At 39.2% G+C, this 20890-nt stretch carries 19 protein-coding genes and 3 riboswitches; of the genes, 3 read left to right on the forward strand and 16 right to left on the reverse strand.

Translation table 11 applies throughout. The features are described from left to right. Nucleotides 1-321 precede the first annotated feature (321 nt). From D1953_RS10720 to D1953_RS10750, 7 genes are all read right to left on the reverse strand, one after another. Nucleotides 322-903: a YitT family protein gene (locus tag D1953_RS10720; RefSeq protein WP_119117185.1), complete on the reverse strand. Its 582-nt coding sequence runs from the start codon at nt 901-903 to the stop codon at nt 322-324. A 92-nt stretch (nt 904-995) separates the two neighbouring features. Further along, entirely contained in the window at nt 996-1538 is a 543-nt protein-coding gene (locus tag D1953_RS10725; protein ID WP_119117186.1) for a chromate transporter, read from the reverse strand. A gap of 17 nt (nt 1539-1555) precedes the next feature. Next, nucleotides 1556-2176, reverse strand: a complete 621-nt coding sequence (locus D1953_RS10730; protein ID WP_119117201.1) for a chromate transporter — start codon at nt 2174-2176, stop codon at nt 1556-1558. A gap of 508 nt (nt 2177-2684) precedes the next feature. After that, entirely contained in the window at nt 2685-2996 is a 312-nt protein-coding gene (locus D1953_RS10735; protein ID WP_119117187.1) for an AtuA-related protein, read from the reverse strand. Next, nucleotides 2977-4311 carry an acyclic terpene utilization AtuA family protein gene (locus D1953_RS10740; protein WP_119117188.1) on the reverse strand — a complete coding sequence of 445 codons (1335 nt, stop codon included), beginning with the start codon at nt 4309-4311 and terminating at the stop codon, nt 2977-2979. The genes D1953_RS10735 and D1953_RS10740 overlap by 20 nt, the downstream gene beginning before the upstream one ends. Before the next feature lie 10 nt (nt 4312-4321). Continuing rightward, nucleotides 4322-5620, reverse strand: a complete 1299-nt coding sequence (locus D1953_RS10745) for a CitMHS family transporter (RefSeq protein ID WP_119117202.1) — start codon at nt 5618-5620, stop codon at nt 4322-4324. A 340-nt stretch (nt 5621-5960) separates the two neighbouring features. After that, the gene (locus tag D1953_RS10750) at nt 5961-7343 is read right to left on the reverse strand and encodes a sigma-54 interaction domain-containing protein (protein WP_119117189.1); all 1383 of its coding nucleotides are present in this window, start codon (nt 7341-7343) and stop codon (nt 5961-5963) included. A 201-nt stretch (nt 7344-7544) separates the two neighbouring features. On the opposite strand from D1953_RS10750, the gene D1953_RS10755 reads away from it, so the two are divergent. Further along, nucleotides 7545-8126, forward strand: a complete 582-nt coding sequence (locus D1953_RS10755; protein ID WP_119117190.1) for a hypothetical protein — start codon at nt 7545-7547, stop codon at nt 8124-8126. Between the two features lie 403 nt (nt 8127-8529). After that, complete coding sequence (locus D1953_RS10760) at nt 8530-8979, forward strand: S1 domain-containing RNA-binding protein (protein ID WP_119117191.1); 450 nt, start codon at nt 8530-8532, stop codon at nt 8977-8979. Nucleotides 8980-9205: 226 nt separating this feature from the next. Here D1953_RS10760 and D1953_RS10765 read toward each other — a convergent pair whose 3' ends face one another. The 8 genes from D1953_RS10765 to D1953_RS10800 all read right to left on the reverse strand — a co-directional run bounded on the left by D1953_RS10765 (nt 9206) and on the right by D1953_RS10800 (nt 19156). Then, nucleotides 9206-9391 carry a hypothetical protein gene (locus D1953_RS10765; RefSeq protein WP_119117192.1) on the reverse strand — a complete coding sequence of 62 codons (186 nt, stop codon included), beginning with the start codon at nt 9389-9391 and terminating at the stop codon, nt 9206-9208. Between the two features lie 248 nt (nt 9392-9639). After that, nucleotides 9640-11379, reverse strand: a complete 1740-nt coding sequence (gene atzF / locus D1953_RS10770; protein WP_119117193.1) for an allophanate hydrolase — start codon at nt 11377-11379, stop codon at nt 9640-9642. Then, complete coding sequence (gene uca / locus D1953_RS10775) at nt 11339-14998, reverse strand: urea carboxylase (protein ID WP_119117194.1); 3660 nt, start codon at nt 14996-14998, stop codon at nt 11339-11341. Before uca ends, atzF begins: the two co-directional genes overlap by 41 nt. A gap of 20 nt (nt 14999-15018) precedes the next feature. Next, the gene (locus tag D1953_RS10780; RefSeq protein ID WP_119117195.1) at nt 15019-15669 is read right to left on the reverse strand and encodes an urea amidolyase associated protein UAAP2; all 651 of its coding nucleotides are present in this window, start codon (nt 15667-15669) and stop codon (nt 15019-15021) included. Continuing rightward, complete coding sequence (locus tag D1953_RS10785; RefSeq protein ID WP_119117196.1) at nt 15669-16397, reverse strand: urea amidolyase associated protein UAAP1; 729 nt, start codon at nt 16395-16397, stop codon at nt 15669-15671. Before D1953_RS10785 ends, D1953_RS10780 begins: the two co-directional genes overlap by 1 nt. Nucleotides 16398-16448: 51 nt before the next feature. After that, nucleotides 16449-16556: riboswitch (guanidine-I (ykkC/yxkD leader) on the reverse strand. Between the two features lie 95 nt (nt 16557-16651). Further along, nucleotides 16652-18016: an APC family permease gene (locus tag D1953_RS10790; protein WP_119117197.1), complete on the reverse strand. Its 1365-nt coding sequence runs from the start codon at nt 18014-18016 to the stop codon at nt 16652-16654. A gap of 68 nt (nt 18017-18084) precedes the next feature. Then, nucleotides 18085-18182: riboswitch (guanidine-I (ykkC/yxkD leader) on the reverse strand. 205 nt (nt 18183-18387) lie between these two features. Next, a complete protein-coding gene (locus D1953_RS10795) occupies nt 18388-18744 on the reverse strand; it encodes a response regulator (protein ID WP_119117198.1) in 357 nt (118 codons plus the stop codon). Nucleotides 18745-18824: 80 nt separating this feature from the next. Beyond that, a riboswitch (cyclic di-GMP riboswitch) is annotated at nt 18825-18909 on the reverse strand. 82 nt (nt 18910-18991) lie between these two features. Further along, nucleotides 18992-19156 carry an aspartyl-phosphate phosphatase Spo0E family protein gene (locus tag D1953_RS10800; RefSeq protein WP_119117199.1) on the reverse strand — a complete coding sequence of 55 codons (165 nt, stop codon included), beginning with the start codon at nt 19154-19156 and terminating at the stop codon, nt 18992-18994. Between the two features lie 260 nt (nt 19157-19416). On the opposite strand from D1953_RS10800, the gene D1953_RS10805 reads away from it, so the two are divergent. Next, the gene (locus D1953_RS10805; protein ID WP_119117200.1) at nt 19417-19896 is read left to right on the forward strand and encodes a DinB family protein; all 480 of its coding nucleotides are present in this window, start codon (nt 19417-19419) and stop codon (nt 19894-19896) included. A 185-nt stretch (nt 19897-20081) separates the two neighbouring features. On the opposite strand, the gene D1953_RS10810 is transcribed toward D1953_RS10805, so the two are convergent. Beyond that, entirely contained in the window at nt 20082-20702 is a 621-nt protein-coding gene (locus D1953_RS10810; protein WP_182480577.1) for a hypothetical protein, read from the reverse strand. Nucleotides 20703-20890 lie beyond the last annotated feature (188 nt).

Genomic DNA, 20890 nt, shown 5'->3' on the forward strand with positions numbered 1-20890 from the left:
CAAACTCTCCGATAGAATTTGACTTGCTCATGTTGCACTTTTTTAATAGTGTGTGCTCACTTAAAAAATTACGTTGGCGTTTCTGTTTTGTTTAGTTTTCAAAGAACTAATTTGTCTTGCTGACAAGAATTGATTATACGCCTTTATTTCCAATTCGTCAATTGTTTTTTCGAAATATTTTTCGTAACAATTATTTATTGAAGATAAAATTGTTTTTTCAACACAACGACTATTATCACTTCTTAGCCGGTTTTTATATAATACTATATTGATATATATAAATCAACATTAAATTTTAACACCGAGGTAAGAAAAGCATTTTTATCGTACATAAAAGTTTATAGACCTAAACGTATTAAGTAGTCCAACACATAGCCCCACACAGGAAATGGTGATAATCGAATAAATTAACCTAAGGTCTTTTAATATAATAATTCCGGCAATTATGATGAATACATCAATAAGAAACATAACAATTCCAGGATTAATGGCTTTTGATTTTGAAATTAAAAGCGCTAATAAATCGATTCCTCCGGGGCTGATGTGTAGCCGAATCATGAAGCCGACACCAATTCCAATTGTGATTCCACCAAGAATTGCACTGATTAAGATTGGTAGATGTAATAATCCGTTTAGTGGTGCTAGCAAATCAATCATTGTTGAAGTAAAAACCAATCCAAGAATCGCATTAATGAAATAGGACTTATCATATAGAAGAGATAGGAAGTATATAGGAGTATTGAGCATGATCATGCTGTGCCCGACCTGAATGCCCCAAATATATTTGATTAACAAGCTTATGCCAAATATCCCTCCATTTATTAGATGGAGGGGAAGTATAAATATATTTAGACCCATTCCGATACAAACACTTGAAAAGAGTAACACAGCTAATTTTTTCATAAAAAGCATCCCCTTGTCCAAATCATTATCTTAAAACATATGAAGGGAATGCTCATATCATACGGATTAATGAGGAATTGCCCTTACTCTTCTTATGAGTAAAGAGCAACCCCCACTAGCCCAGAAAGAATAATGATATAGATAGGATGCCAACGGAATTTCAATAACAACACAAGTGATAGCCCAAAGATAAACAATAAGCTTACTGTATGCCATGAAACGTTTATCGTAATCAAATTGTTGGAAAGAGCAAAACTTAATGCAGCATAGATAACTAAACTAGCGACAATAGGTCTTAATCCATAAAAAATCGATTGAACAATTGAATAGTTTTGTAATTTAGTAAAAAAGGTAGCTACAATAAGGACCAAGATAATAGAAGGAAGCAAGACTCCGAGAGTAGATATGATGGCTCCTGCTATGCCCGCTGTAGAATATCCGACTAGAATGGCACTATTTGTTGCAATTGGACCGGGAGACATCCCAGCAATGGCGATAACATCGGTAAATTGTTGTGTTGTCATCCATCCGTGTTGGGAGGCTTCAGCTTCTATTACGGGGATCATCGCATAGCCGCCTCCGAACGATACAAAACCGATGACAAAGAATGTTCTAAATAGCTCCCATAATATCATCGCTTGCACCTCCCTTCTTAAATCCCCGCACCCATGAAATAATCAGGGTGGTTTTTATAATCCTCGTTCTTTTGTTCTAACTCCATGTTATATCCCAATTTTCTTTTAACAAACCTGCAAACAATTCCTGTTAAAGCACCAAGTAAAATGACGAATATAGGATGAATGACGAAGAGAAGTGGAACACCTACTATCATGATGCCTAATGTTGATTTGTCAGTAATGGCTGTTTTTCCTGTTTTGATGGCTGCATAAGCAATTAAGGCGACAACAGATGCTCTAATGGCTAGAAAGGCAGCTTCTACCTTTGGATTATCTTGAAAGAAAAAATATAAAATGCCCAAGGCTAGCACAATAAAAAAGGTCGGCAACGAAATACCAAGCATGGCTGCAACAGCACCCTTTACCCCGCCTATTCGCTTCCCAATAAAAGTTGCAGAGTTAATCGCAACCGCTCCTGGTACAGTCTGAGATAACGCAAACACATCGGTAACTTCTTCACTTTTTAACCATTTTCTCTTTTCTACCACTTCTTTTTCGATTAAAGGAATCATGGCATAGCCGCCTCCGAACGTGACAGGCCCCATTTTAAAAAAGGTCCAAAATAATTGAAAAAATACTTTCCACTCTTCCTTCATTGTTTCCACTTCTTTCATTTTGTTCTATAGCTTTCTTGATTTATTGTAATGATCTTATTGATTACATCATTAAAGAGGTAAATTACAATACAAGCATTGAAGCTGTCCCAAAAATGGTATTCAGGACAGCCTTCCTATTTAATTGAATAATCGTTCTCCTCAGATACTTTCTTTTTTGCCGTCCTCAAAGTGCGTTACATGACAAAATTGAGAAACCACGCCGGAGAAATAGCCTTCATCAGAGTCATGAAGGTCATAATTGAGTAATCCGGCTTTTGAGACAACCCAGAACGTTTATCTGTTTTATATACAATATAGATAGAACCGATTATGATGCTAGACTTGTAAAGAATCAAATCTGTTGGACTACCTCATCGAAGCTCTCCTACCTTTTAATATTATAGATGATTGAAAATATTCAACAAGTCATGGAGATTATTTCCTCGAATATAGAAAAGAACCGAAGAAATCTCCGGTTCTTTGATACATATCTTATTCGTCCTCTCTCTTATACTTCAATTTCCATTTCTAGCAATGCATAACTTAAGCTCTTTCCATGAGTATCCATTCCTAACGAAGTGGTCACTCCTCCCAGCAAGGCTTGATGACATACAAACTGAAGCGCTGATATATTGGGCACCTCATAACAGACAATATCACCTTCCACAATGTCCTTTAAATGCTTTTGCACTTTTTCAACTGTGACCTTCTCGCGAATCATTGGGTAGTCCTTTTCATTATAAGGAATGAGAGATAGCATAAGCGTATTTCCCTTATCCCCAGCACGACTATGGGCAAGTTCATACAATTTTTTCTTCATTCTTCACGCTCTCCCTTATCGTAATTTGTACATCTATTTTATTTCGTGGCATTAGGGTAGAAACGATCCCAACGACTTCATTTGTATATTTACGCGCTCCTCCTCCACCGGCAGGTCCATTTGTATAGAGGGCTTCTACTTCTTCTCCCACTTTTACCGCCTCTTCTAAAGTGGCGGCTCTACCTGCAACTCGCAGCCGGACTTCATAAGGATGAGATTGTCCGTAAGTTGTCCGGTGCACAGACGAAACGCCGATATAATCAATCCGAAGATCCTGGACTTCCTCTTTCAATCGCTCATATATCACTTCTCCAGCTAATTTAGCTCTCCCTAATGCGTTAGACCCCGCATAAGAAATTTCCCCTTCTCCGATAAACCCTGCTTGGTAGCCTACACTCACCTTTAACGTATCCGGTTTCTTGTTCCCTCTTCCGCCACGTATTTCAACACGATTTGGACCGATTTCACGGATATACACGGATGTGAAATCGACAATAACGTCGGGTGTTATATACTCATATGGATTCATTACTTCATATAGAAGCTGTTCTTTCGTTATCGCTAAATTAATCAATCCACCTGTACCTTCTATTTTACTAATCACGGCAGAACCATCAGATTCTACTTCAGCAAATGGGAACCCTAGTTCAGCAAAGTTTGGTATATCTTTTTTGCCTGGATCAGCGAAATAGCCGCCAGCCAGTTGTCCTCCACATTCTAATAAGTGGCCAATGATTGTTCCTCTTGCCAGTAGGTCAACATCATCTACGGACCAACCAAAATGATGAATCATCGGAGCCAGAAATAAGGAAGGATCAGCTATTCGACCAGTAATAATAACATCCGCACCTGTCTCTAAAGCTGGTAATACCGCTTCTACACCAAGGTAAGCATTTGCTGAAATGACATGTTGAACCGATGATATAGGTTCATTCGTCTCTAGAACACGGTCATCAGCGTTAATGTACTTTAGAACATCATCTCCTGTTACTGCGGCTACTTTAATCGAAATTCCAAGGCGTTGGGCAATTTCTACAATCTTTTCAGCAGCGCCAATAGGATTTGCCGCTCCCATATTCGTAATAATTCGAGTTTTATTTTTACAGATGATTGGTAAAAGGCGTTCCATTCTTTTTTCTAATAAAGGGTCATAACCCAATAAAGGATTTTGACTTTTTCGCTTTTGCGCTAGGGCAATCGTTCGTTCAGCCAAACATTCTAATACGAGATAATCCAAGTCCCCTTTTTCCGCGAGTAAAACTGCAGGTTCTAATCGATCTCCTGAAAAGCCTGCCCCAGATCCAATTCTAATCATTTTCATCACCTCAAATAGTAATCGCTCCTGTTAGTAACGCGACAATCGTCATAACAATCGTTGTCCCAAATGCCCATTTAAAAATAAAACGCTGATGATCACCTAAACGAACTTCAGTTAACCCGATAAGAATAAAAGTAGACGCTGTTAACGGACTTAAAGGAAATCCAGTCGTCATTTGTCCAAGTATAGCGGCCCGACCGATTTCAATAGGATCAACGCCGAATGAAGCGGCCGTTTGACTAATAATAGGAAGAATCCCAAAATAATAAGCATCCGGTGTAAAGACTAAGCTAAGAGGCATACCCGTAATCGCTACAAGTACAGGCAGATAGCCAGCTAATGATTCAGGAATAATCGAAACCATGGAAGAAGCCATTGCATCAATCATTTTTGTTCCTGTAAGAATTCCAGTAAAAATCCCCGCTGCAAAAATCATCGTAGAAACGAGTACAACATTCCCTGCATGGCTCGATATCCGTTCCTGCTGTTCTTTAGGATTTCGGTAATTGACGAGTAAGGCAATACAGAAAGCGATAATAAATAAGATTGGAAGCGGCAGCCATACCTTAACTAAAGCCACGAGAAGAATAATGGTTAAAATAAGATTAAACCAAAAAAGTTGAGGACGTTTAGCCTCTATAGCGGCAGCTTGCTCTTCCATAATGCCGGTATATCCCTCATTCAAATTGATAATTCCCAATCTTGCTCTTTCCTTTTTCCCAAGCCAAAAAGCTGAGAACAGAACCCACAAGATTCCCACAATCATCGCAGGCAGCACAGGATGAAACAATGCAGCAGCATCCGTATTTAAGGCTGTCATTGCCCTTGCAGTAGGCCCACCCCATGGCGCAAGATTCATAACTCCAGCTCCCAAGGCAACAACACCTGCCAACACGAGCGGATTCATCTTCAACCTTTTATAAAGAGGCAGTAAAGCTGTCACCGTAATCATAAAAGTAGAGGCGCCATCACCATCTAATGCGACAAGCATCGTAATGACCGCTGTACCGATCACAACCTTCAATGGGTCCCCCTTGACCAATTGAAGCATCTTGTTAATCATCGGATCAAATAAACCAGTATCAATCATTAATCCAAAATATAAGACAGCGAAAACAATCATAATCCCTGTAGGAGCAACCTTTATGACACCGTCTAACATCATTTGCCCTATTTCTAAACCGAATCCACCAATTAAAGCAAAAACGACCGGCACTAGAACTAAAGCAATTAAGACCGACAAACGGTTAGTCATAATTAAAAACAAGAAAATTCCTATAGTTAAGAAACCTAATAATGCTAAAATACCCCTCACCCCTCACTAGTTTTTATAACTACTAATCTATATCTTTAATTAATACAAGAATTATGCCGAAAATAGGATTTTCCACATAAACTTGTAAAAAATTTATTTTCATTGACTGTTTTCCCTATAAAATATCGATTTTCGGGAAATTATGAAGAAAATAAAAAAGAAAGCGCTATCCAAAAGCACTTTCTTCCAATCAATTTTTCCGCTTCCTATTTCTAATGTTTTAGAAATAGGAACTAGAAAAGATATTTTATTACGTATCGGTATTAAGCTATCCACCTCATTTCTAAATATTTAGAAATGAGGTGGATATATTTCTAATATTTTAGAAATTTTAAGAGCCAATATTATATTTCTTAATTTTGTTATATAAAGTGGCCAACGAAATGCCTAATGATTTGGCGGCCTTTTTCTTGTCTTCAATACCTGTGCCAAAATAGTTGATTGTCTCTTGAATCAGTCTCCGTTCGGTATCTTCCATTACTCCCTGTAACGAGCGATTCGGTTGTTGTTGAAATAACTCCGCTCCTTGTTTTATCATCGACTCTGGTAGATCGTGGAGTGTGATTTCTGTTCCCTCGGCTATACAAGTCGCATAGTCAATCACGTTTTTTAACTCCCGGACATTCCCAGGCCATTCATAAGTATATAGAAATTTCAAAGTCTGCTCTTCGATGGTATACGTAGAGTAAGCTGATTGAAGAAATGAATCAATTAGCCTCGGTATATCCTCTCTCCGTTCTCGAAGCGACGGTACCTGTAAGCGGATTACATTCAATCTATAGAATAAATCTTCACGAAAGCGATTTTTATGTACGAGATGTTGTAAATCACGATGTGTGGCGGCAATCACTCTTACATCAATGTCGCGATCTATCGTTTCTCCAACTCTTCGAATCTTTTTTTCTTGTAACACCCTTAATAATTTAGCTTGAAGATCATAAGACATATCGCCAATTTCATCTAAAAAAAGCGTTCCGTAATTGGCCATTTCAAATAAGCCAGCTTTCCCGCCCTTCTTAGCACCGGTAAACGCTCCTTCCCCATATCCAAACAATTCACTTTCTAAAAGTTCAGCAGGGATAGCTGCACAGTTTACAGGTATAAAAGGCCGGCCATTTCTACTGCTTTCATTATGAATAGCTTGCGAGAAGAGCTCCTTCCCTGTCCCGCTTTCCCCAGTAATTAAAATCGGCAAACTAGAATCCGCCACTTTTTTCGCAACGGTTACAACGCCTTTTAAACCCGCTTCCTTTCCAATAATTTGATCAAATGTATATTTTGCCTCGTACATTGAATCCATTTTTCTCTCTAATTGTTTTAACTTCTCATTTTGTTTCTTGAGTTCTTGAGAAAGTCTGTGAACTTCAGTTAGACTTTTACAGACCGAGACAGCTCCAATAACTTTATCATTGACGATGATAGGGGCCATATCCACTAAATACTCTCTATCCCTCGTTTTCCGATATACGCCTACTCTACATTTTCTATCCTCGAGCGTATCAGGCAGCTGTGCACCAGGACGATATTCTCGAAGCGGCTTTCCAAGGATGTCAGAGGTTACTCCTGTAATTCTTGTATATTCGGGGTTAATCAGTTGAACGCTACCTTCTTGGTCAATGACCAAAATACCATCATTGATAGAATCTATCACTGCTTTCCACCACTCTACCTGTTTTTCAAAGGAGACATCTATTTGATGATTTAGTATGGACATAATTTAGCACGATCCTCTCCGCTCTTTTGAATAAGTAAATTTTATACATAATAACCTTTTTAAAACAGATTTATGTTTCCAATATATCATTTTTGGAGAAACCGATGCTTCGAAAGTTAATTTTCGCTTATTTTCCCATTATATTAATCCAAAATTCCTATAAATGGTGGTAAAATATAACTATAAAAGGAGGAGAAACAGATGAAGAAATACCTATCAATGATAATAGCCATTATTCTACTATTATCAGTGTCAGTTTTTAGTTCAACGGCAGAAGCAGCTACTACCAAGTCTTACACTATTAAAGACCAAAACATGAAAAAGGCTACATTTTATGTAACAACATTAAGTCAGAAGAAAGAATATGACTCAACCTATTATTCTTATCGATTTGCAACAAAGTATGCCGGAAAAAGCAAAAAAACTTTATCAACAAAATTAAGAAGCGAATACTACATTAATGGTGATACTTCATGTGCCGCTGGCTCTGATGATAAAGTGCGTATCCGTAACCAACAATCCTCTCCAACAATTATTTATTTTGAAAGAGGTTTTTGTGGAGATATAGGTGTGCTTTCGATGTATACCGTAAAAAGCGGAAACCTTTCAAAAGTAAAAGTGCCTCGTGACACTTACTTAAATTCAATCAAGTATACAGGAAAGAACAAATTGCAAGGTTGGTCTCAATATCGCGGTGGAGACAAAACGATCTATAACTTTACTTTTAATCCAAAAACAAATTCGCTGAAATTAGTTAACTCTTATACGAAATACGCTAACTAATACTAGAACTACCCCGCTTAACTAACGTGTAAGGTGGGGTTTTTTGCCCATTGTTAGGTTAATGATTCTTTACACGAATAAGGAAGTACTCAGGAGTTTTGGAACAACCAGCCATGCTGACAGAAAACAAAGAAAAGTCTATTCACTTTACTCCCCTCCAATATACAATCTATTTAAGTACATTTCCTCGCTCTTTTCCTATATCCCTTCTTCAATTAACTTACTTTAGTGCAGAAGAAACCGAATGATGAGTATAATAATATGTACATGTTTATATTCATTTACATTTCCTAAATAACTTTCAAAAAAAAAAATTTACAGTAGGAATATAAATCCAATTGATATTCTTTTTTAATTTGTTAAAATTATATGTAGGAATATTATTGAGGAGGAACACTTTTTTATGTCCATTGAAGTAGGAAGTAAGGTACAAGGGAAAGTAACAGGCATCACTAATTTTGGAGCATTCGTAGAATTATCGGGAGGAACAACAGGTCTTGTACATATCAGCGAGGTAGCAGATAGCTATGTAAAAGACGTGAATGACCATCTTAAAGTAGGCGATCAAGTCGAAGTGAAAGTGCTTAGTGAGAAGGACGGAAAACTTTCCTTATCTATCAAAAAAGCTATAGATAAACCAGAAGGACAAACCTCCACTTATTCCCAACGTGCACCACGTCAGGGAAGACCTAACAGCTATTCAAAAGACTCTCGTCCAAAAAGTAATTTTAAACCAAAAGAAAATTTTGAGGACAAAATTACTCGTTTCTTAAAGAATAGTGAAGAGAATTTATCATCTCTTAAACGTAACACTGAATCCAAAAGAGGCGGTAGAGGCGGAAGACGCGGATAAGCCCGCTGCTTTTTAAATATTTCATCATACTATGAAGGCAAGCCTAATCAGCTTGCCTTCTTTCAATTGGCCGGCCAAACAATAAAAGAAGAAAACAACTTTTCTCTGTTAGCGGAATCGTTGTTTTCTTCTTTTTATTTACTTCAATATAGCATTGTTAAAATAGCAGTCGGCCTTTTTAATCGCACTCCTAGTTCTTTCTGAACAGGACCTATTTCGCCAATTTTTATTTAACCTCTTCACCAAAAAACTGATATTTTTCCTTGATATTTTTATAAGTGCCGACATCTTGGACCAACTCGCTAACAAGATCGTAGCCGCAATATGTGTGCCTTAACGTATTAAACTCGTCTAGCACAACATGATCTTGATCCTCTAATAAACTGTAACAATCTCCACAACGAATGGCCATAGCCAACACCTCCAAAGAAATATATTAACTATATTCGTCGAAACGTGACATATTTCCTTCTTTTTAACGGAAAAATCCTATTTTTAGTTTTTACAATACTCTTTCATATATGGAGTTACTTGTATATTTCAATATAATTTATAAGGCATTGCTATTTTTAACAGATTGACTAAATAAGAAACCCACCTCAAGCGTGTTACTTGAAATGGGTTAAGTCTCAAAGTCACTCTATTTTTCAATTAAACCGATTATATATAACGCCAGCCACCCGTATGTGAAATATCTTCTGCTCGTTCTTCAATGACAGATTCACAAATAAATCCTGGTACTTCTGTTCCATCTTCCAATTGGATTTTCCCAATACCGAGCGGTGCTGGAATAAGCGATGTAAAGGAGCCAAATTCAGATAACGGCATTTCCCAAATCTCTAGTTCAATAGAAGTACCTGTATCATTAGTTCTGATTAATCCAGGTTTTTCTGGTTTAGTATCCAGTTTGACCAGCTTGTATATTGGGGCCGTTTTTGTTTCGCGAATAAAGGAAGCACCATGTTCAATCATCTGTTTTTCAAGGGGAAAGCCTCGCATATGAAGCCCGCAAACCGCTACTAGTGTAGTTGTTTTATTTACTGCTGAGCGTTGTCCATGTAGAAATAGATCAGACAGACCAACAATTAGATGCTCATCTTCATGTCCCGAGAACAGTGTAATGCCAAATGGCAGATTTTCCGCTGCATCATCAGCCGGAATATTCACCGCACATAAGTCTAGCAAGTTACAGTGATTTGTATAAAGCCCCATCTGACTGTTTGTTCCAATCGGATTGTCTCGTACTTCTGCTCGTGTCCATGTACCGCCAGATGTAGGCATGATAAGTACAGCATTTTTCAATTGCTGATGTGCTTTTTGTGTAAACTCCTGCAGTTTGTGTATTGCTTTAAAAAGAGAAGCAGCATCATATTCCGGTTTTTCACCTGAACGTAGAACGGCTTCTGTTACAGGAAACGCTGCATATTCATTTTCTTTAATAAATGTACCTAAATCAGCCCAACGCTCTGCTACCCAAGGTCCGTCATATAAAATAGCAGCCGCTTCCGATAAATACTGGCCATCGATATATTCAATCGGAATATTCAGTTGCTTGATGCGTTCAACAGCTGCTTCCCAAGCTTGTTTATATTCAGCTGCGAATGGCCCGAAGAAAGAAGGAGTTTCTTGCAGTAAACAAATTTTCTCTGGTAAAGCGTTTGAGCAACGTCTAATAGGACGCGACCACGAATCTGTTTCTTCAAATCCACGCGCTACTTGGTCAACAAGCTCTGCATCTGACAGGCTGTTGGCGAAAACTGTGACACAGTCTAGGCTGGCACAGGCAGGCACAACTCCTTTGAGCGGCCATGCACCGCGGCTTGGTTTATAACCAATCAGGCGGTTTAACCCAGCAGGGACACGTCCCGATCCAGCTGTATCCGTCCCAAGTGCAAAAGCTACCTGACCGCGTGCAACTGAAACAGCAGAGCCAGAACTAGAGCCGCCGCTAATTAAATCCGGATTCAGTGCATTTTTTGTTTCACCGTACGGACTTCTCGTTCCAACAAGCCCCGTCGCAAATTGATCTAAATTGGCTTTTCCAACTGGAATCGCTCCCGCTTCAATCAAACGTTTTACAACGATCGCATGTTCATCCGGTGTATAAGCAAATTCCGCACATCCAGCCGTCGTAGGGACACCAGCAAGATCAATATTATCTTTAATCGCAAATGGGATGCCCCAGAGCGGTGCTTGCTCTGGATCCATCGTGTTTAATCGATCTAAATAAGGCTGGATTCGCTCTAAAGAAGGCTGTGTAATCCAAATATTCATATCTTTATCTGCTTCGGCACGCTTAATAATATCTTGAATAAGTACTTCGGGTGTTAGCTCATTTGATTGATATCTTTCCTTCAGTTCACGAATGGACAACGTTTGTGGTATGCTCATGATTTCCATTGGACGCACCTCTCTTTTCTTTTGTAATTGAAACAATTAATTGACCTGCATGGACTTCATCTCCTGGCGATACGTGTACAGACTCGATAAACCCGTCGTATGGTGCCAGTTGCGGAAACTCCATCTTCATGCTTTCTTCAATAATCAGAGTGTCACCTTTCTTTACTTCATCGCCCGGTGATACGAGTACTTTCCATACACTTCCCGGCATCGTACAACGAACCGCTTCAGCACCTTCCGGCAGCACTTCTTCTACCGTTTCTGCTACTTCATGTTCTGACACATATTCTGCCAAACCAAGTTCCTTCCAGCTTTCACGTTCTGCGTTGAACGCTGCTTGCTGTGTTTCGCGGAACTCGTCAGCACTTTCTTTGATGGAATCAAGAAATGCTAGATACTCCCCAAGTTTAAACGTCGTTTCTGTAATATCGACTTCAAAGCGACCGCGTAAAAAGTCTTCTCGCATTGTAAGCAATTCATCGGCAGTAACCGGATAAAACTGAATTTGGTCAAAAAAGCGAAGCAACCATGGCTTGCCTGACTGGAAGCTTTCTGTTTCGCGTAGGCGATTCCACACTTGAACGGTCCGGCCTACAAATTGATAGCCTCCAGGGCCTTCCATTCCATATACGCACATATACGCTCCACCAATTCCAACTGCATTTTCCGGTGTCCATGTACGAGCTGGATTATATTTCGTAGTAACTAAACGATGCCGCGGATCTATCGGTGTGGCAACTGGTGCACCGAGATACACATCGCCGAGACCAAGAACGAGATAGTTCGCATCAAAAACAATATTCTTTACATCTTCAATATCATGAAGTCCATTTACACGACGGATAAACTCCAGATTGCTCGGGCACCAAGGTGCATCAGGACGGACATTTTGCTGATATCGATCAATCGCCAGCTGTGTTGCCGGATCATCCCATGAAAGAGGAAGACGGACAATTCTTGATGGTACTTCAATTTCTTCAAGAGGAGGCAGCTGTCTATCAATGGATTCAATTACTGTACACAATGATGAAATCGACATCCTGGATGCATCGATATGCACCTGCAAAGAGCGAATGCCTGGTGTTAAATCTAACACTGGAATATCTGTACGTGCCTGAATGGCTTCCATTAACGCATGTACTTGGAAACGATATAACAGATCTAATTCCATATCACCGTATTCAATAAGTACATGCTCATCTCCAGCCGCACGAATCGTCATCGGGAAACTGCTGTCTGTGCGTTGAACAAGGATAGGATAATCTGGTGATAATTGTGCTGCTCCTACAGGCAAAACTGGAAGATCAGCGTATTCTTGATTCTGTGTACCAATCGTTCCGAGATATTCCTCCTGTACATTCCGTAATTCTTCCGCTTCTTTCAACGTTAGAAGCTGGAATCGAATGCGGTCACCGGGATGAAGCTGGCCAATTTTCCAAAACTCAGCGGATGCTGTTGTAACCGGACAAACGAATCCGCCAAGACTTGGTCCATCAGGTCCGAGTAAAATTGGCATATCACCCGTTAAATCTAGCGTTCCAATTGCATACGCGTTATCGTGAATGTTAGAAGGATGCAACCCTGCTTCACCGCCATCTTCACGTGTCCAAAGTGGAGCCGGACCGATCAAACGGACGCCTGTACGTGAGCTGTTAAAATGTACTTCCCAGCTTGTATCCGTCAGCTGCTGCAAGTAATCTGGTAATAAGAACTCTTCTGTACAATGCGGACCTGGAATCACACCAATTGTCCATTCCTTCGTTAACGCAGGACGCTGGCTGGCTGGAAGTTCTACGGTATGAGATACTTCACACTGATTAACTTGTAAAACATCACCTGTACGAAGTGCACGGCCCCCGTGTCCACCAAACCCTCCAAGTGTAAAGGTAGAAGCACTGCCTAAATGCAGCGGCATATCCAATCCACCAGCTACAAGTAAATAAGTACGCATACCTTGTGCCGCTTCGCCAAATTTAAGGATTTGGCCGCGTTTTGCATGAATGACTTTATACATCGGTACGTCCGTTTCATCAAGTGAAGCATTCATATCAGCACCTGTGAGGCAAAAGGCTGTATCTCCACGGAAACGGTATGAGCCACCGCGTAGCGTGAATTCAAGTCCGGCAGCTTGATCATCATTGCCGAGCATTTTGTTTCCGATACGGAATGAGAAAGGATCCATTGGTCCGCATGGCGGTACCCCAACATCCCAATGTCCAACGCGCCCCGGCCAATCTTGAACAGTTGTTTGAATACCGCCATCAAGCACTTCAATCGCAGACTCAGCTGGCGCAAATTCCTTTAACATTTGTGTATGAACATTGCCGGAACGACAGTCATCCTCTTGCAAAAGTGCCTGCAAGTATTGCAAATTCGTTGTAACCCCATATAATCTAGTATCTTGTAGTGCTTTATTTAATTGATTAATAGCTTCTTCACGTGTATCTGCATGAACAATAATCTTCGCAAGCATCGGATCATAAAGAGAGGTAACCGTCAGCCCATCACGCACCCACGTTTCAACACGTGCCTGTTGGGAAAAACGGACTTGATCCAACTGTCCGCCGCTTGGACGGAAATCATTTAAACAATCTTCCGCATAAATACGAGCTTGAATACTGTGTCCTACTGGAGCGGAGTATAGTGTATCAAGCTCACGCAGTTCATCAGCCGCTTCACGAACCATCCACTCGACTAAATCAATGTTTAATACTTCTTCCGTAACGCCATGTTCTACTTGCAGGCGCGTATTTACTTCAAGGAAATAGAAGTGTTCTGTCTCTGGATCATATAGAAACTCAACTGTACCAGCGCTTCGATATCCTACTTCTTCTGCTAAACGTTTGGCCGCAGACAGCATCTCTTCGCGAACAGCAGGAGATAAGCAAGGAGCCGGACTTTCTTCAACAACCTTTTGATTGCGGCGCTGAATCGAGCAGTCACGCTCTCCAAGTGCAGCCACCTCGCCAAATCCATTACCGAAAATCTGAACTTCCACATGACGTGCTTTTTGAATGTATTTTTCTAAAAAGACACCGCCGTTATTGAAATTCGTTTCAGCTAGACGAGATACTGAATCAAATACGTCAAGCAGTGTAGCTTCATCCGCACAGACGCGCATACCGATTCCGCCGCCTCCAGCTGTACTTTTTAAGATGACCGGATATCCAATGCGCTCTGCTTCATCAAGAGCGCTGTTTAACTCTGTAATAAGAGAAGTTCCGGGTAAAAGAGGAACATTTGCTTTTTCAGCAATTTGGCGTGCAGAATGCTTTAAGCCGAAAAGTTCCATCTGTTCTGGTGTCGGCCCGATAAAGGTGATGCCATGTTGACGGCAAGAGCGTGCAAATTCCGCATTTTCACTTAAAAACCCGTAGCCAGGATGGATGGCCTCCACTCCTGTATCAAGAGCGATTTGTAAAATAATCTCTGCATTTAAATAGCTGTCCTTCGCTGCGCCTTCCCCAATTAAAATCGCTTCATCTGCCAAATCAACATGCAAACTATCTTGATCCGCTTTTGTATAGACAGCGACAGAGGTGATTCCCATCTTGCGCAATGTTCGTTCAATTCGAACCGCGATAGCACCACGGTTGGCGATTAATACCTTCTTAAACATTATGACCACTCCTTTATCGATTAGTTATCCCAGATTAGTAGTTGAATAGGTGTTGGGTTATATGCATTACATGGATTATTTAATTGAGGACAGTTACTGATTAAAACGAGCGTCCGGTTCACTGCCTGCATTTCTACGTAATAGCCTGGAGCTGAAACCCCATCTTCAAAAGTGAGACCGCCCTCTGGGGTAACCGGAACATTCATAAAGAAATTCACATTTGGTGCAAGATCACGTTTCGTAAAACGATTACCGTATTTCGAAAGCTGAAGCATAAACGTATCGCGGCAGTTATGCATTGAAAGTGTATCGTGTGAATAACGAACCGTATTACTCTGTGCAGAGCAAGCACCGCCGAGCGTATCATGGCGTCCGCAAGTGTCGGCTACGATTTTCACCAGTTCCTTACCAGATTCAGCTACAAGTACCGAGCCAGTTGATAAATAAACATTGCCCTGACGTTGAATCGTGTTCACCGCACTATAATGATCGGATGGGTTGTCTGCATCATAAAAGAGAGTGTCCGCTGCCTGATTGCCTTCTAAATCCACAATGCGTAGAACTTGACCAGGCTCCAGCGTGTACGTCCAACCATCTCCAGCTGGAATTGTTTGATTATAAACCGCATCTTCTACTTTTCGTTCGCTTACCGCGTAATGTAAAACAGCCATTATAAAATTCCTCCTTTTGTGAATAATACGTCATCCCATGTATTTTCAAACGCGCGTCGATTTTCCGGACGGTAATTCAAGCAACGATCATCTTCCTGAACAGGTTGTGCGTCCGTAATCGTTAATTCGACTGGAACAGATGGATACGTGTTGCTTGTATCAAGCGGGTTTGGTGTATTAGATAAAATCACTAGAACTTCCATTTCCGTTCTAAGCGTAATTGTGTCACCTTTTTTGGCGTGACTGGAGACAAAATGCATATTTCCGTCTTCGCTGCAAAATACTTTCGAAAATAGGTTCACGACAGGAACAAGATCACGAGTAGTTAATCCATTTCTAAAAAGTTCAACCGCGAAATTTTCTTCACCGCTTCGGTACCAGTCATTTCGCTTTTCTTGATACGTCGTATGACCAAATCGTTCATCGATCATCTGTCGTGTTGCATAGCCTGAAATCGTATCATGCCAACCGAGTGAATCATCGATAATACTTGCAAGCACCCGGCCATTGTCGCTCATAAGGACATTGCCAACGGTTAGATGAGCTGTGTGCTGAGCTTTTAATGTATCCGGCATGTTATAACGCTCGGTTGTATCATTTGCGTTATATAAAAGCAGAGATACGTTAGCACCCTCTTCAAGTGCAGTAAATGTTAATTGTTTGCCTCTGCTGATTCGACTCGACCATTTTCCACCAGCAGGAATGATTTTGGATGAAACAGTATACATAAGAACAACCTCCTTTTTATAGAAAAAAGGATAAAAGCCCAGGAGATCGTAATCTCCCAGGCTTTTATCCTTCCGTGTATACAGCCGCTATGCTGTACGCTCTCTCTCGGACCAGTCTTTAAAGTTTGAACTTTAAACGGAACCCTAGAGAGCTTTTTTGTTTCCAACTCGATGTGGAAACCTTTATTCGTTATTAGTTATAAGCTTAGTATAAAGATTAGAAAAAAGAGAAACAACAAACATGTTAGATTATCTCACATTATTTCTTTTGATGTTAGATGATCCGTAGATGGAGCTGGCATTTTGCCTTCTTTCGCTTGTTCCCATTTTGTTTTTATAAAAAGATAAATAAATCCAACTACAACCCAGCTAATGCCCATTATCAATGTATGTTTATCAAGTAACGTAAGCAGCCAGCTGATAAATACGGCTCCAATTAGAGGGAAAATAAGATATAGAAATGTATCTTTCGGTGAACGTTTTTTCATCTTGATATAGTAATGAGCAATGACGGACAGATTTACAAATACGAAAGCTGTTAATGCTCCAAAACTAACAAACATAACTGCTGTATCCAGATTAATGAATACGGCTGATAGTGAAATAATTGCTACAAATAAAATACTAGCAGCAGGTGTTTTGTATTTAGGGTGCAGTGTTGTAAACAATTTTTTCGGTAAAATAGATTCGCGCCCAAGTGCATAAAGGAAACGACTTACACTTGTTACGGAAGAAACACCTTGAGTAAAGGTTGCTACGATTAGTATCATAATGAACAATGAACTAAGCAAATTACCGCCAACAAGCTGAATAAGGCTATATGCTGCATTATCTGGATTTGCAAAAGCGAAATCTGGATAAGCAATTTGCGTTAAATAGGAAACGGCCATATACATCGATATAGCTATTAGAATAATCAGAAATATTGCTTTAGGAACTGTTTTTTTAGCATCAATGGTTTCTTCTGCCATTGTTGTAACAGCATCAAAACCAAGAAAACAGAAGCAGATTAAAGCAGCACCTGAAAAGACAGAACTAAAAGCTGTGTCACCACTGAAGAAAGGAGTAATGGAGAAAAGTGAATGAGCCCCTGTCTCACCATTTAAAATATCTTTTATGATTAAAATACAAAATAGAAGAATGAAGCCAATTTGAACGAGGACAGACATCCCGCTTACACGTGCCGCAGATTTAATACCGACAATATTAACGACAGCAAGGATGACATTCATGACGATGATCCAAACAAACACAGGTACGGCGGGAAATTCTGTATTCATGAAGATACCAAATGTGAGTATGGCAATAATAGGAGAAAAAATATAATCCATCAACAACGCCCATCCAACAAGAAAACCAGCTTTCGAGTTAATGGCTTTTTTCGTATACGTGTAAGCTGATCCCGCAATAGGATAGGCCTTTACCATGCGACTGTAGCTGTACGCAGTAAAGAAAATAGCAATAAACGCCGTCAAATAGGCAGCTGCCATCATGCCATCGGCAGCTTCATGTGCAACACCATAGACAGTAAAAAAGATCATTGGTGTCATCCAAGCTAGCCCCATAAAGACTACCTGATGCAATTTAAGTGATTTAACCAAGGTTGTACTTCCATTCATATTATCCACCCTCTTTTCTGAATTTGGCACGGAAAAACAAAAAAGCCCGGGAGAATTTTATAAAAAAATTCTCCCGGGCTTTTTTCCCTCCGTGTATACAGCGTGTAAGCTGTACGCTCTCTCTCGGACCAGACGTTTTTCAACCGGAACCCTAGACAGCATTTTCGTTATCGATTGCAAGAATCAGAACCAATATACTATTGATAGTTTTAAGTATATGTAGGTGAGGATAGAGTTTCAATAAACATGTAAGATTTTATGACATGGAAATATAGTTGTATTTTATATATTCTAAGTACACCTCCATCGCCATATACTTCTGACTAAAACATCTGGAGATAAAAAAAACACCCATTTGAACTGGGTGTAGACTAATACAAATTAATAAGAGTGTTATTTAGGTTACCAAAACGAGGTTTAACAATGTAGTCCTTAGCGCCAGCCTTTAACGCTTCGATTACTAATGGTTGTGAACCAAGTGCCGAGCACATTACAACCTTTGCACATTGATCGAAGCAAATAATCTCTTTTAAAGCCTCGATGCCATTAACTTTTGGCATCGTTACATCCATCAACACAATATCCGGAGAAAGCATCTTATACTTTTCTATCGCTTCTAGACCATCTTCGGCTTCCGAAATAACGGTAAAATGATTTGAGTTTAACTCTCTTTTTAATAACGTTCTCATGAAAAGAGAATCATCCACAAGCAAAATAGACTTCTTCAATAATAGAAATACCTTTCTTTAAAAACTAAGGCAAATCAGGAAAATGCCACTTTATTTATTATAATTATACAGGAATAATTCCTGGCAACTCGGCCACCATGGCAAAAATGCTTTAGGTCCGTAGCTTTGCGTCTCTTACTTTCGTAAAATTTGCCTCAATAGGCATAATAACACATTTAATATAGAGAATTAAATACAAGATGATAGTTACAAATACCTATAAATCACTAATACATTTGTAGATAGGTTATTTTGCTTTAATTTTTTGATATTCGTTTAATAAAACATCTAACTCTTGACTGGATTTAATCGTGTCGGGATGGCCAAGTCCTTTTAATTTTCCTACAACAATCATACGAGTTCTTACAGCGTCAATTCTATATTCCAACTCTTTAAGTGATAAAACTTTCATTTCGCAACTTAACTCCCTATTCATTTTTAACAAAAAATAGAAAACATAGGCAACAGCCATCATTATAAACCATGATTCATAAAATAATAAGGGGTTCGACAGTTAATCCGTTGATGCGACAAAATCTTTACAAATGAACATACAGATGAGCTTTTTCATACGGGAAATCTACAAAAGAGTTTGATTCTCGCTATTCTATAAACTGATATCCGGAAGTATAATTTATAAAAATGAAGAACGTTCGTTAAGGAGGATCATTAGTGAAAGAATGGACTATGCAATTATTTGATTACCATGTGTGGGCTAACGATAGGTTAATTCAACATTTAAAATGTCTTCCAGAGGCAGTTTTTCTTAACAAAGTGAATAGTGTTTTCCCTACCATTTCTGAAACCTTTGGTCATATGATAGCAGTGGATGAATTATGGTATTTACGGATGAAAGGAAATAGTTTGCAGCAAATTGTATCTAAATCATTCAGCACAATCGAGGATACTGTAAAGGCATCTACTATTTTACATAATGAGATAAAAGATTTTCTTATCAATACGAAAGATGTTGAAGATATGGCTGGTTATCACAATACGAAGGGGGACCAATTTAACAACAAGATCGTTGAAGTCGTTCAACATATAGTCAATCACGGAACGTACCATAGAGGAAACATTGCTGCAATGATTAGACAGATGGGGTATGAGGGCGTATCAACTGATTATATTTTTTATTTAAGAGACAAGTAAGCTTATTTACATACTCCCACGACTAATGCCAGAAAAGCTATAAATAGATTGTTTTAAAGGTATATCTCAATGGCTGCTATCTACTATTGGAGCAAGGTATTATGATTATTATTTTGACTCATTTTCACCCCTGCTCCATGAAATTTGACGTTAAAAAAAGAATCAACGAAACGTTGATTCTTTTTTTATCCATTTGGTTTTTGTACCTTTCCCTTTAAGAAAAATTTATAACAAGCGTCTATCTGCTTAGATATTTTTTGCCAAAACCCTTTCTTATTATTTACTTCTTCAAAAGATTGTTGAGCAGCTACTAAATGATCCATCATATAAGAGACTTTTTCAGCTTCCATTTCATGATGCATTCTTTGTGATTCTCTAAATTCCTCCATGCTTTGCCTCAGCTCGTACATTTCATGAATTAATTCAGCATTCTGCTCTTTAAGTCTATTTTGATGCAATCGAAATTGTTCATTTTGTTGAACTAAAAAACTAATCAGCTTCTTAACATCTGTAAGCTCATGGTTGATCGAGACCAATGATGTATCCTCTAAATCCATAGTAATCGTTCTCGGTATACCACGTTCCTCCAGCTTCATATTCACTTCTTCTCTTTTAAAACCTTCAGCATAAAACTGCCTGATTAATCTTAACTTCTCAATTTCAGAAGCATGAATCCGGTAACGATTATGCTCCTTTTTAAAATTCAAATATTCTTCATGTTCGTGTAGGTACCGTTTTAAACTATTCTCAGGGATCTCCGGAAGCGCCTCTTTCAGTTCTTTCATTGTTAAAAACTGATTTATCAACGTTTTCAGCACCTTTCTTGGTTTATCAACCACCCAACCACCAACATAACAACCACGCTATTATAATTCTATCAAGCCTTCTGTTTTTCCTTCTTTATCCATTTTTGTATTAACATTCTCTCATAGTTAAGCAAAAAAAAATAGCCCCTATTCTGAGGGCACTGAAAAAGTCCATATCTTTTAACTTT

Source organism: Peribacillus asahii, from assembly GCF_003570725.1.
Lineage (GTDB): Bacteria > Bacillota > Bacilli > Bacillales > DSM-1321 > Peribacillus > Peribacillus asahii.

Bases quoted from the DNA above. Each gene is read 5' to 3' on its own strand.
- D1953_RS10750 (WP_119117189.1), bottom strand. From the start codon at position 7,343: ATGTCCATACTAAATCATCAAATAGATGTCTCCTTTGAAAAACAGGTA.
- D1953_RS10800 (WP_119117199.1), bottom strand. From the start codon at position 19,156: ATGAAAGTTTTATCACTTAAAGAGTTGGAATATAGAATTGACGCTGTA.
- D1953_RS10740 (WP_119117188.1), bottom strand. From the start codon at position 4,311: ATGATTAGAATTGGATCTGGGGCAGGCTTTTCAGGAGATCGATTAGAA.
- uca (WP_119117194.1), bottom strand. From the start codon at position 14,998: ATGTTTAAGAAGGTATTAATCGCCAACCGTGGTGCTATCGCGGTTCGA.
- D1953_RS10785 (WP_119117196.1), bottom strand. From the start codon at position 16,397: ATGTATACTGTTTCATCCAAAATCATTCCTGCTGGTGGAAAATGGTCG.
- D1953_RS10755 (WP_119117190.1), top strand. From the start codon at position 7,545: ATGAAGAAATACCTATCAATGATAATAGCCATTATTCTACTATTATCA.
- atzF (WP_119117193.1), bottom strand. From the start codon at position 11,379: ATGGAAATCATGAGCATACCACAAACGTTGTCCATTCGTGAACTGAAG.
- D1953_RS10765 (WP_119117192.1), bottom strand. From the start codon at position 9,391: ATGGCCATTCGTTGTGGAGATTGTTACAGTTTATTAGAGGATCAAGAT.
- D1953_RS10780 (WP_119117195.1), bottom strand. From the start codon at position 15,669: ATGGCTGTTTTACATTACGCGGTAAGCGAACGAAAAGTAGAAGATGCG.
- D1953_RS10735 (WP_119117187.1), bottom strand. From the start codon at position 2,996: ATGAAGAAAAAATTGTATGAACTTGCCCATAGTCGTGCTGGGGATAAG.
- D1953_RS10720 (WP_119117185.1), bottom strand. From the start codon at position 903: ATGAAAAAATTAGCTGTGTTACTCTTTTCAAGTGTTTGTATCGGAATG.
- D1953_RS10725 (WP_119117186.1), bottom strand. From the start codon at position 1,538: ATGATATTATGGGAGCTATTTAGAACATTCTTTGTCATCGGTTTTGTA.
- D1953_RS10790 (WP_119117197.1), bottom strand. From the start codon at position 18,016: ATGAATGGAAGTACAACCTTGGTTAAATCACTTAAATTGCATCAGGTA.
- D1953_RS10730 (WP_119117201.1), bottom strand. From the start codon at position 2,176: ATGAAGGAAGAGTGGAAAGTATTTTTTCAATTATTTTGGACCTTTTTT.
- D1953_RS10760 (WP_119117191.1), top strand. From the start codon at position 8,530: ATGTCCATTGAAGTAGGAAGTAAGGTACAAGGGAAAGTAACAGGCATC.